Source organism: Nostoc sp. (assembly GCF_036917395.1).
Classification (GTDB): domain Bacteria; phylum Cyanobacteriota; class Cyanobacteriia; order Cyanobacteriales; family Nostocaceae; genus Nostoc.
Map to the genome: position 1 here is coordinate 149,044 of NZ_JBALDI010000060.1, position 12,816 is coordinate 161,859.

Annotated in this window: 9 protein-coding genes; 4 read left to right on the forward strand and 5 right to left on the reverse strand. The window is 41.8% G+C overall.

The genetic code is table 11. The features are described from left to right. Positions 1-568: 568 nt before the first annotated feature. The 3 genes from rpsU to V7K46_RS21400 all read right to left on the reverse strand — a co-directional run bounded on the left by rpsU (position 569) and on the right by V7K46_RS21400 (position 3,067). A complete protein-coding gene (rpsU, locus tag V7K46_RS21390; protein ID WP_335116580.1) occupies positions 569-763 on the reverse strand; it encodes a 30S ribosomal protein S21 in 195 nt (64 codons plus the stop codon). 196 nt (positions 764-959) lie between these two features. Beyond that, entirely contained in the window at positions 960-1,820 is an 861-nt protein-coding gene (locus V7K46_RS21395) for a 3'(2'),5'-bisphosphate nucleotidase CysQ family protein (protein ID WP_335116582.1), read from the reverse strand. A 353-nt stretch (positions 1,821-2,173) separates the two neighbouring features. Beyond that, on the reverse strand, positions 2,174-3,067 hold the full coding sequence (locus tag V7K46_RS21400) for a sugar kinase (protein WP_335116584.1): 894 nt from the start codon (positions 3,065-3,067) through the stop codon (positions 2,174-2,176). Positions 3,068-3,152: 85 nt separating this feature from the next. Between V7K46_RS21400 and rsmI the strand changes: the two genes are divergently transcribed. The 4 genes from rsmI (at position 3,153) to V7K46_RS21420 (ending at position 10,548) form a co-directional block, all read left to right on the forward strand. Next, the gene (gene rsmI / locus V7K46_RS21405) at positions 3,153-4,013 is read left to right on the forward strand and encodes a 16S rRNA (cytidine(1402)-2'-O)-methyltransferase (RefSeq protein ID WP_335116586.1); all 861 of its coding nucleotides are present in this window, start codon (positions 3,153-3,155) and stop codon (positions 4,011-4,013) included. Positions 4,014-4,443: 430 nt separating this feature from the next. Then, the gene (locus V7K46_RS21410; protein ID WP_335116588.1) at positions 4,444-4,725 is read left to right on the forward strand and encodes a GlsB/YeaQ/YmgE family stress response membrane protein; all 282 of its coding nucleotides are present in this window, start codon (positions 4,444-4,446) and stop codon (positions 4,723-4,725) included. Positions 4,726-4,797: 72 nt separating this feature from the next. After that, positions 4,798-5,709, forward strand: coding sequence for a general stress protein (locus V7K46_RS21415; RefSeq protein WP_335116590.1), 912 nt, complete (start codon positions 4,798-4,800; stop codon positions 5,707-5,709). 1,197 nt (positions 5,710-6,906) lie between these two features. Beyond that, positions 6,907-10,548, forward strand: coding sequence for a response regulator (locus tag V7K46_RS21420; RefSeq protein WP_335116592.1), 3,642 nt, complete (start codon positions 6,907-6,909; stop codon positions 10,546-10,548). A gap of 134 nt (positions 10,549-10,682) precedes the next feature. Here the strand turns inward: V7K46_RS21420 and V7K46_RS21425 are convergent, their stop codons facing one another. Next, positions 10,683-10,991 carry a hypothetical protein gene (locus V7K46_RS21425; protein WP_335116594.1) on the reverse strand — a complete coding sequence of 103 codons (309 nt, stop codon included), beginning with the start codon at positions 10,989-10,991 and terminating at the stop codon, positions 10,683-10,685. Between the two features lie 206 nt (positions 10,992-11,197). Next, a complete protein-coding gene (locus V7K46_RS21430; protein WP_335116596.1) occupies positions 11,198-12,214 on the reverse strand; it encodes a ribose-phosphate pyrophosphokinase in 1,017 nt (338 codons plus the stop codon). Positions 12,215-12,816 lie beyond the last annotated feature (602 nt).

The window sequence follows — 12,816 nt, forward strand, 5'->3', positions numbered from 1 at the left end:
TATCCAATTCCACGCGACGCCGAATAGCCCGTCGTAGACATCGCTGGCGACATCATCTGAAGTACTGCATTATTGCCCGTCTGATATAAGTGGCTCAGATCGCAGTAAGCTTACTTCTGGATGGCATTGAAGAGACTTACTCAACCTCTAAAAGTACCTCATCAGTATTAATCTTAAAAAGCTAGAAACAATCCTGCCTCTAGCGTTGGTCAGTAATGCCTAAGTTATTCAACCGGAATAAACTACTGCTAAATGCAGATGTGATTATGAATACAAAAGAGTTAAGCGAAGCGTTGGCATTGAAGCAACATGGTATTTGCTCTGTTTTGGCTGCTTGGCTATTAATTTCACTCAAATGTTAGAAAATAATTACATACGCCTTTGGTATAATAATCCTTACGTAATTAAAAATATATACGGCTAGTAGGGCTGAAAACAAATACAGCGTTACTACGAACAATGTTGTTTATTTATGTATGTCTAATTACTTATGGCTTGCTGGAGGGATGGCAACAATGAAGAGATGCTGGCTAGATGTCAAATTGAAAGGCAAATTTGCTTGGACTTGTTAACTGAAGCGAGAATGTTGATTACGACGTTGCTTGTGCCTAGCAATTGCTTTCCGCTTCTGTTTTTCTATCGGTGTCTCGAAGTGACGCTTTTTTCTCATATCTTGGAAAATTCCGGCTTTAGAAACTTCCCGCTTAAATCTTCTCAAGGCTGATTCAATACCTTTATTTTGCCCTAAAACTACTTGTGTCATTCTCATTCCTCTTTAATGTGAATGAATAGTTTAAGGTTTAAAAGCAAATCGGTATTAACTAGTGATCGCTAAGTTATTTAGTGTTTTGAAAATTAAGCTGTGGACTAAGGAGTAAAGATTATTATTGGTAGTGGGGCTAATTATACCATGACTGAGTGTTTTAAAAGCAAATTAAAAAATATTCATCCTCGCCCCATTAGCTATGCTCAAACTGTACTAAAATCCTTTCTGCTTCCTGACACAGTACCTCGTGATATTCACCGTTACTAGCCAGCAAACCTCCCCATTGATTGATATCACCGGTGTTATACTGCAATGCAGTGCCGTCGAAGTGGGTAAATTTACCACCAGCTTCTGTTAAAATCAGTTCTGGTGCTGCCATATCCCAGTCTTTGGGCGCAGACTTACCGGAAAGTGAAATGTAGATATCTGCCTGTTGCTCGACAATGGTGGCGATTTTGCAGCCTACACTACCCACAGCTTTCTGGTTTTGACAGGGTAAGTTTTGTAGTAAGTAATCTAAGCGTTGGTTACGGTGAGAGCGAGTAACGACTAAGGTTAAATCCTCAACTCGTTTGCCTGACGACACTTGTAAAGGAATAGATCGATCACGGGTTTCTACAAATGTACCCCCACCTTTGATCGCGTAATATAACTTTTGAGCCTCTGGTACTGCCACCACTGCCAACACTGGGCGTGTTTCCTTGACTAAAGCAATGTGAACCGCATAGTCCCCAGTTTTTTTGATAAAGTCTCGTGTGCCATCCAAAGGGTCAATTATCCATACCCAAGGGGGAGAAGGGTGTGCGCCCGTACTTGGCGATTGATAGGTTTCTTCGCTGATGTAAGCAAAATCTTCATTACCCAAAGTTGCTTGTAGCCTCTGCAAAATGTATTGACTCACAGCTATATCGGCAACGGTAACAGGCTCATTCTGTTTATATTGTACTTCTAAGTTAGGGTCTTTTGCAGTACCGTGGTAATACGATCGCAGGATATCTGCTGCGCCCCAACCTACCTCACGAGCGATCGCTAATATTTCTTGTAAGTCTTTCATTAAATTTGACCTGATATAACTTTACTAAGTACAGTTTTGCGTAAAAGCGTAGTGTTTTTAATGCAGAGGAAGGCATTAACATTGCATCGGGATGCATTGGCATTGTCAGGGGACGCATTAACATTGTATCGGGACGCATTCACAATGCATCGGCATACATTGGCGTTGTCAGGGGACGCATTAACAATGCAGAGGAACGCATTAACATTGTATCGGGACGCATTCACAATGCAGGCGATGCATTGGCGTTGTCAGGGGACGCATTCAGAATGCATCGGCATACATTGGCATTGCAACGAATTACCAAATTTAATTCGCTACGAATTAATGAAATGCTGTATTAAGCCAACTACTCAGCCCTTTAAATCCATCCAGCGCCGACTACCAAAAAATTTGCACGAATCAGCAGCAATATTAGCCGCCAGTGCCAGGGCATCAGTAAAACTTTCCCTTAAAATATAATCACAAAAGGCTCCGTGAAAAATATCTCCAGCCCCTAATGTATCAACCGCTTGCACCTGTGGCACATCTACGAAACCAGTTTTAGTGCAACTTAAGTATTCAATTGGTTTTTGTCCGTGGGTAATGGCGATGTCACGAATGTAAAATCCGCCCAGATAGGCGAAAACCTCTTCTCCAGTCTGGCAATTGGGGGGATAAAAATTAGCTGAACAAATGGCATAATCTACAAATGGCAGAACTTGCTCAAATCCTGCTTTCCAACTACCACCATCAATTACTATTGGGATATTCTTGGCTTTAGCCATTTGGGCTATGGAATAACTAACCGCCATCTGATGTCCATCAATCAGTACTATATCGACATTTTGCAAAATATCTGGCGGGATAGATGCGCTGCTGGCTTGAGTTTTGACAGCATTGATAGAAACTACAGCTCGTTCACCCGTGGCTTGGGTGACAATGATCGAAGAGACAGGCGGTGCGAAATCAGTGGTAGGCTCAAGGTCTGCGATCGCAACTTTGTAATTTGCCAAATCACCTCGAATTAGCTGCGTCATGGGATGAGAACCTACTACACTCAAGACTGTAGCCTGATTTCCTAAATAATTGAAAGTCACAGCCGCGTTTGTGGCTGGGCCACCTGCTGCTACAGTATAGTCAGTAGCAACAATCTTCTGATTATTCTTAGGGGCATCAGCAAGGTAAATCAAATCCAAGGTTACTAAACCTACAAATAACCCACGAGCCGATTTTGAATTTTGGACTTCGGATTTTAGATTATCCATTTATCATATATTTTCGTATAGGTACATAAATTATTATTTTTAACTCCTAACTGTACAGACGCGATTAATCGCGTCTCTTTTACTCATGCAAACCGATCCAAAACCAGGAACACTTTACGTCGTCGGCACACCAATTGGCAATCTAGAAGATATTACCTTTCGGGCGGTGCGAATTTTGCAAACCGTGGATATCATTGCGGCGGAAGACACGCGTCACACAGGGAAACTGCTACAGCATTTTCAAGTTAAAACACCCCAGGTGAGTTACCACGAACATAATCGTACTAGCCGCATCTCAGAATTATTAGAGCATTTAGTTAACAATAAAGCGATCGCCCTTGTGAGCGATGCTGGGATGCCAGGTATTTCCGATCCTGGATATGAACTGGTAAAAGCCTGTATTGAGGCAGGAATTCCAGTAGTTCCTATTCCTGGTGCTAGTGCAGCAATTACTGCTTTGAGTGCAGCTGGATTACCAACGGATCGGTTTGTCTTTGAAGGCTTTCTGCCAGCGAAAAGTCAACACAGACAAGAACATTTAGAATCTCTGCAAACAGAATCTCGCACATTGATTTTCTACGAATCGCCCCACCGCTTACGAGAAACTTTGCAAGACTTAGCAGACGTTTGGGGAAGCGATCGCCAAATCGTGCTAGGGCGGGAGTTAACTAAATTGTATGAGGAATTTTGGCGGGGGACAATTGCTGAAGCGATCGCTCACTACAGGGAACGAGAACCCCAAGGTGAATATACATTAGTAGTGGCAGGAATTCCACCCAGTCAGCCCCAATTGACAGAAGAGCAATTGAAAGCCGAATTGAAACAGTTAATTAGTCAGGGAATATCGCGATCGCAAGCTAGCCGTCAGTTAGCAAAAGCCACTTTCCTTCCCCGTCGCCAACTCTATCAACTAGCTCTTTCTATAGTCCTTACTCCTGAGTCTTGAACAGCTAATAAGTGGATGGGTGTAAATAAATATAATATGTGATTATGTTTCCCTACTTATCGCTTTGAGAAAATCACAATATTTGCAAAGGTTAAGATGCTTCCGACTAGAAGTTATGGTTGTGCGTAACTTCTAGTCAAATTTTCATATGTATAGGCTAGCAAAAACCCAGGCATCGCCTGAATTAACGATTACAAAGCACCAAAATTTGGATTATATAGTTAAAGTAAAGAAAGTATGAATACTATACCAAATACATTATTGTTACTAATTTTTACATTAATCCTCAAAGGCTACCTGGTGAATATACAAATGATATCTAAAGATTTTTAATAATTAGTTCTCTAGATAGATTAGAAAATTTGTCGAAAAACTTTAAGATTGAATAGTCAAGAGCAAACGAACCACATTCTTCCGAAGGAAAAATTATATGATTACTAACATTATTGCTTGGCTGGTTTTGGGTTTAATTGCAGGTGCTTTAGCTAAGTTATTTTATCCTGGAACCCAAGGTGGCGGTATTCTCTCCACCATTGTCTTAGGAATCCTTGGAGCTGTAGTCGGCGGTTATTTGGGTCAAACTTTGCTAGGAAGTAGTTCGGCAGCCGCCGCATCTGTAGGAGCTTTTTCCTTTGGAAGCATTTTATTTGCTGTTCTTGGTGCGATGTTACTAATTTTCCTTTGGGGTTTATTTACTCGTCGAGCTGTGTAATTACCTGATGTCTATCACATCAAATTAGTAAACAGTTTTGGGAATCACTTCTAGTTGCAATCAACCGATAAAATGACATTAGAAAATGAGCGAAGAACCATAGGAGTTTTCGCTAAATGTTCCGATGCACAATTGGCACTTCAAGAACTAAAAGCTTCTAATTTTCCAATGCATAATGTTTCTGTTATTGCACGGAATGCAGAAGAACAAAGTGATATTGCTGGTGTTGAAGTTAAAGAGCGCACTGGCAATATATCCTCAAAAGATGCTACTAAAGCCATTACTGGTAGTGCTTTAAGCGGTCTTACTGGCTTATTAGTCGGTTTAGTCCTCTGGGTAATTCCTGGTATAGGCCGAGTCATCTTAGCCGGAGCAGAAGCAACAGCGATCGCTACCACTTTAGTTGGTGGTTTGCCTGGTATCTTGCTAAGTTTAGGAATTCCTAAAGAGCAAGCACAGGGTTACAGCGATCTTGTCTGTAAAGGTTACTATTTGGTGATAGTAACCGGTATAGATATAGAAATTCGTCTTGCTAAAAGGATTTTTAATCGCCGTGATATTCAACAGTGGGGTGTTTATCAGCCATACTCGACCCCAAATAGTCGCTATAAACAAGCAGTTGGTGTTTTTTATACGCGCCAAGATGCACAAAAAGCGCTTACTGAACTAAGATCAGCTGGCTTTCCGATGAGTCAAATATCTATAGTTGCTAAAAATACAAGCAACTTAAGTGATATTTTGGAAGTAAATATCAGCGGTTTTCAAGATAACTACACCACTTTAGGAATTTCTGATGAGCTAGCCAAATATTATGAGCATCAGGTGTCCCTTAGCCATTACGTAGTAGTTATAAAAGGCACTGATATTTATATAGCAGGTGCAAGAGCTATTTTAGAGAGTAACAACATCCAAGATTTTAGTATCTATAGCCAATCTGAGCTTGATGGAGCTAGAAGCGATCGCCAGATTACTACTAACTTCTAGTTAAACCTCAAGTTAATCTCAAAAGGTTTGATGGCATATTGTGATTGTGGATATTTCGGAAAGTTTATAGTATAAGTATATTTATTGTTTTATAAATTACATATTTTTATAGATATAGATTACCTTTTGTAACCTTAACTCACCACTAAAATACTACTTGTGATAACTTACCTTGTGCAGAATTTTGGTCTTGCTAGGCTAATTATTGCACTCATAAAAATCACTATTTTTTAGTTAAAGTCTGTTGTTAAATTTCTAATTTATTAATCAATTATCCACTGCCAGATTCAATTAAAAAACCAAGTGACTACTTTTTTTGAATGAAAAAAGTCATCCTGTTTCAAAGTTTGATCTTCAGCTATAGCAATCTTAAATATAGTTATAGGAAAATTCACCCCCCGATGCTTTGGGGAGCCAGTGCGGTCTAGGAGGTTTCCCGACTTGACGCCAGTCACCTCAAGTCGGGAAACCATGCACGGCAGTTCCTCCTGGGGGAAATCCCCAGACGCTCGTACCTCGCTAACGCTGCGCTATGCGCGGCATCGTCTCCCCTTCTCACATTGGGAGAGGCTAGCGCCTGCCGTAGGATGCCCAAAGGGCTGTAGGGAGAAGACCGGACTGCCGACGCTCCTACGTCGCTCTAAGCGAACGCAAAAGCCTCTCTAAGAGTTGCCATGCCGCAGGCTTTTCGCTGCGCTAACACCACAGCGCTGGCTCCTTTATGACGGAGAACCCGTCCACCGCAGTAGCTTCCCGTGAGCGACTGGCGTCATCCGGCGAGCCACTCTATGTTGCATCTGGTGTGGGATTGGGGTCGCAATAATTTTAAATTCTGCGTGTTTGATTTAAGACTGCTAAAGATATCAAAATGTTATTAAATGATATAAACCGCGTCCACCTTGAAAACTGTAGTTCTTTCTGTATGAAAAGAAAAAACCCTCATCCCCCAGCCCCTTCTCCCAATATTGCCAGAAGCGGAGCCGGAAAAAAGTCCCTCTCCTTACTGGGAGAGGGATTTAGGGTGAGGGCAAAAACTACGGTTCTCAACATAGATCAGGTTTAGGATACAATTAATATTGTTTAACGTGTAAAAAATTAGACATATACCACGTTAACGAAATATTATAAATTTCTATAACTAAAACATAATCCGAAGAGTGCCAAAAATATAAATAATTGGAATAACTGCCTGGAATAATGTTTAACCGTTTGAAGATTGGAACCAAGATTGGAGTAAGTTTTGCCCTGAGTTTGGCAACTCTCACCACCATTGGTCTAATCTCCTACCAAAGCACCAATGACCTAATTGAAACTTCGGTCAATGAAAACCATACTTACCAGGTGCTAAGTCAACTCGAAGACCTGAACTTGCAACTGACCAATGCTGAGACTGGCCAACGTGGTTACGTAATTACTGGAAAACAGAGCTATCTGGAACCTTATAATGCTGCCATTAATGTATTGGATCAAAAAGTCAACGAACTTCAGAGATTAACGGAAGATAACCCCAACCAGCAGCGGCGACTGGATGTTTTACAGCCATTAATCGCTAAAAAGCTAGCTGAACTTAAAGAAACCATTGACTTGCGCCAAAATCAAAGCTTTGAAGCTTCCCAGAAGGTTGTGCTGACAGACCAGGGTAAGCAATTGATGGGTGAAATCCGCAAAGTCATCTTGGCAATGGAAAATGAGGAGAATGTACTCCTGAAGCAGCGCTCTCAAAGGGCACAAGCAGCTGCTAAAAAAACACTCGCTGGCATTGTCTATAGTATTCCCCTATTTTCTTTGATCTTGGTTTTGATCGGATTTATCCTCACAAGACATATCTCAGTACCGCTGAAGCGAGTTTCGGTATCGGCAGAAAAGTTAGCGGATGGGGATTTATCGGTAAGTTTACCACATAGCGATCGCCAGGATGAGATTGGCGTGTTGACGCGCACCTTCAACCAGATGATCGTTAATCTGCGAAACACAACTCGAAAAAATGACGAGCAAAATTGGCTAAAGTCTAATTTGGCTGAATTTACCCAGATGCTCCAAGGGCATCGAAATCTAGAAAGTGTGTCTCGCCTGATCTTGTCGAATTTAGCACCAATGGTTGGGGCATCGCAGGGCGTTTTTTATTTTATGGACTCAATAGACGACGAGCCTGTATTGAAGTTGTTGAGTAGTTATGCTTATAAAGAGCGTAAAAATCTGGCAAATCAGTTTCGTTTGGGTGAGGGACTGGTAGGACAATCTGCCCTAGAAAAACAAAGAATCCTTCTAACGGAAGTTCCTAGTGACTATATCCGCATCACTTCCGGCTTGGGAGAAGCGCCACCGCTAAATATTATTGTGTTGCCTATACTGTTTGAGACGCAGGTGAGTGCTGTAATTGAACTTGCCTCTTTTGGGCCTTTTAACGAGTTGCATCTGAGATTTCTAGAGCAATTGAGTGAAAATCTGGGTGTATTTTTGAATAACATCGCCTCACAATTGCAAACTCAGCAACTACTTGAAGAGTCTGTTACTTTAACAGAGGAACTGCAAAGCCAGCAAGAAGAACTACAGCAGAGCAATCAACGCCTGGAAGAGCAGGCGCACGAGTTGGAAGAATCACAATTTATTGTCAAGCAGTCTAACGAGGAATTAAAACAACTAAATGAGGAGTTAGAAGGAAAGGCAGAATTGTTAGAAGTTCAAAATAGGGAAGTTGCCCGTAAGAACCAGGAAGTTGAGCGGGCGAGGCAGTCTTTGGAAGAAAAAGCTGAACAACTGGCGTTGTCTTCCAAATATAAGTCTGAATTTCTCGCAAATATGTCCCACGAGCTACGGACACCGCTAAATAGCCTGTTAATTTTAGCAAGGCTGTTAGCAGATAACTCTCTTAGCAACTTGACCGACAAACAGGTAGAGTACAGCCGGACTATTTACTCGGCTGGAACTGATTTGCTGGTGTTGATCAATGACATTCTAGATTTGGCAAAAATTGAGTCGGGTACTATGGTACTCGATATTGAGCAAATTGCTTTTGCAGATTTAGAGACATCTATAGAGCACACTTTTCGGCAAGTTGCCCACAATAAAGAACTCAGTTTTACTATTGAACTGGATAACAAGTTACCCCCGACAATTTCTAACGACTCCAAACGTCTGCAACAAGTGCTGAAAAATCTCCTGGCTAACGCCTTTAAATTTACTGAAAAGGGAGGCGTGAAGTTACAAATTAGTATGTCTTCTGAGGCAGCTCAATTTGATAATCCGATGATTGCTTTTGTAGTTAGTGACACGGGCATAGGCATTCCAGTCGAGAAGCAGAAGATTGTTTTCGAGGCCTTTCAGCAGGCAGATGGCACAACCAGCCGCAAGTACGGGGGAACTGGCTTGGGCTTGTCCATCAGCCGCGAACTGGCTCAACTTTTGGGGGGGAGAATTGAACTAGTCAGCCAACCAGGACAGGGAAGCACCTTCACGCTTTACTTACCCAAGCGACAGGAAAATAATGATAAAAATCCTCTCACCACAGCACCCTCTGAGCCAACCCCCTCTATCCGCACAGCATCGACCATAAAAGAAGTGCCAATGGTCGAAAACAGATCGACTGTGGACACTTCTCCATCCGCGAAAGTACTTACCACCTTTGCTAACGAAATCCCAGATGACCGGGAAATAATTCAACCGGGCGATCGCATTTTGTTGATTATTGAAGATGACGATAAATTTGCCCGCATCTTACTAGATATGGCCCGTGAGCAGGGCTTTAAAACCATTGTTGCTTTACAGAGCAAACAAGGGCTAGCACTAGCGCAACAGTTTAAGCCCGATGCGATTATGCTAGATATCCATATGCCAGAGATGGATGGTTGGACGGTGCTGGATCGTCTGAAACATAAGCCAGACACCAGACACATCCCAGTACATATCCTTTCTGTTGATGAAAGACAGCAACGGGGATTACAGCTAGGAGCGATTACCTATCTCCAAAAACCCGTCTCTCCAGAAGCGCTAACTCAGGTATTGACCGAGATTAAAGGCTTTATTGAGCGTCAGGTAAAAAATCTCCTAATTGTAGAAGATGACCCCGTACAAGCCCAAAGCATTATCGAACTGATTGGTAATAGTGATGTCCAGAGTACAGCAGTGGGTACGGGGGCAGAAGCACTTTTGATTTTGCGATCGCATCACTTTGATTGTATGGTACTGGATCTCGGTCTGCCCGATATGAGCGGGTTTGCACTAATTGAGCAGATAAAGCTTGAACCCAGACTTTTGAAACTGCCGATCATTATCTACACCGGCAAAGAACTCAGCCGACGAGAAGAAACCCAACTGCGGGGACTAGCAGAGACAATTATCATTAAAAATGTGCGATCGCCAGAGCGGTTGTTAGACGAAACGGCTCTGTTTTTGCATCGGGTGCAAGCAAATTTGCCCCCACCAAAGCGTCAAATGCTAGAGCAACTACACCAAACTGATCCGGTGCTAGCTAATCGGAAAATTTTGATTGTGGATGATGACCTGCGAAATATTTTTGCCCTCACCAGCTTTTTAGAAAGCTATCAAATGCAAGTGCTGTTTGCCGAAAATGGCAGAGATGGCATAGAGAAGCTGCAAGCTAATCCTGACATTAATATAGTTTTGATGGATATCATGATGCCAGAAATGGATGGTTACGAAACCACCCGCGCCATCCACCAGCAACAACAGTTTCGCTCACTACCAATAATTGCTTTAACTGCTAAAGCCATGCCAGGCGATCGCGAAAAGTGCATTGAGGCTGGAGCCTCTGACTACATCACCAAACCTGTAGATACTGAGCAACTGCTTTCATTACTCCGGGTTTGGCTGTATCGCTAAGGTAGTAGGGAGTCTCTCGTTCCCATGCTCTGCATGGGAACGGCTGATTAGAATAGCTGAGGCTAATTTAATTAAATTTAATTAAAAGTTATTAAGGAAACTTGGCGAATTGCTTTAACCGATCTTGAATACTCTTAGTCATCTTTTTTATTGGTCTTTTCCAAGAGGGCTTTTCCATACTCATCAGATTCTAAAGAATTCTCAAAAACAGGAACTCCCATTTTTTCAAGATACCTTATGTATATTCCATTAAGTTGATCATCTTCAACTATAAACATGACAATTTTATTATCATATGATAAATAATATATTATCCCAATGTTTAATTTGGGTGTACCGCAAATATAATGATTTTCTATTAAACCGAACTGCGTAAGATAATCATGAATAAGCTCATCAGTGATCCCAGGTCTAGTCTTAATTTTAACTTTTTTAGCTTTCATATTTTTAAATTATTATGAGAACAAGGAAAGTCTCGTAGGGGGCAAGGGGAGAAAAAGTTTTCTATAACCCAGTTTGGAAGCTCGAACTGTTTATGTTGTAATCTCAGTATAGAAATTTTAGAGATGCTAAAAACCCACACTTTACCCGATGAAGGGGTGAGTGTGGGTAATTTATGCCTATAAGACAAATGACAGTCTTTTATCGGTTAGCGGAACATACTACTGACTGAAGTATCTTCATGAATCCGCCAGATAGTTTCTCCTAAGAGATTAGCTACTGACAGCACCACTAGTTGTGGAAAACGATTGTTTTCTGGTATGGGAATCGTATTGGTGACAATGACTTCCTCAAACAAGCCACTGGACAACCGCTCCATCGCTGGTGGAGAGAACACTGCATGAGTTGCACAGGCGTATACCTGACGCGCTCCTTCTTCACGCAGTAATCGCGCTCCTTCAGCGATCGTCCCCCCAGTGTCGATCATGTCATCCACCAACACTGCCGTTTTGCCTTTAACATCGCCGATGACATTTAACACTTCTGCAACATTATGTGCCTGACGACGTTTGTCAATAATTGCCAGTGGAGCATCATTCAGTTTTTTTGCAAATGCTCTGGCTCGTGCTACACCGCCAACATCAGGGGAAACAACCACAAGATCGGGCAGTTCTTTGCTTGTTAGATAATCCAGCAATACTGGCGAACCGTAAACATGGTCAAAGGGGATATCGAAATAGCCTTGAATTTGAGCCGAGTGTAAATCCATTGCTAGAACGCGGTTGGCACCTGCTTCGGTAACCAAGTTAGCAACCAGCTTGGCGGTTATTGACTCTCGTCCTGCCGTTTTGCGATCGGCACGGGCATAGCCATAGTAGGGAATTACTGCCGTCACCTGTCGCGCAGAAGCTCGACGACAGGCGTCAACCATAATCAGTAATTCCATCAAATGATCGTTTACGGGTTGACAAGATGGCTGGATTAAATAGACATCACAACCCCGAATTGATTCTTGGATTTGAATGTAAAGTTCTCCATCCGCAAATCTTTTGCGAATCATTGGCCCCAAGTCCATGCCCAGATAACGAGCGACTTCTTGAGACAGTTGTACATTGGCAGAGCCAGAAAACAACCGCAGGCGATGATTATCAGTCAGTCCTGTTGCAGATGGTTGCATTTTGAAAGTTGCAGAACTGAGCACAGCAGATCCTCTATGTGCATTCATAGCAATATTATCATTAGAGATTTAGTAGATTTAATCAGGAAATCGCCTAAAAAAACATTTGTGAGTTTTGTTGAAGATTTCATACAAAATTTAAACATTTTTCCATACAATTATCATTTGCTAACTGTCTAATTTTCTTGGCAAGCAAACTATTGATAGCTTAACGGACATCAAGTCCGTCCACTAGGTCTATACTTCAAGTTTTTTAGGTTGAGGTAAATGACCCTAATACTTTCTAAAGATTGGTGTGATAGATTGCTTCTTCTAACTACCTCATTTATAACTGACAGTAAAGCATTTACAACTTAAGTAATATTGAACTTTGTTTTTAGACAACAGAACACTTGCGACTAAGTGTTAAACAGGTATCTGATTAAACCGCGTCCACCTTGAAAACTGTAGTTCTTTCCGGATTAACAGAAAAAACCCTCATCCCCCAGCCCCTTCTCCCAATATTGGGAGAAGGGGAGCCAAAAATAAGTCCCTCTCCCTACTTGGGAGAGGGATTTAGGGTGAGGGCAAAAACTACAGTTCTCAACATAGATAAGGTTTATATTCTATGATACTAGCGGTAAATAAATAAACTAGCAGACTTAATTTTT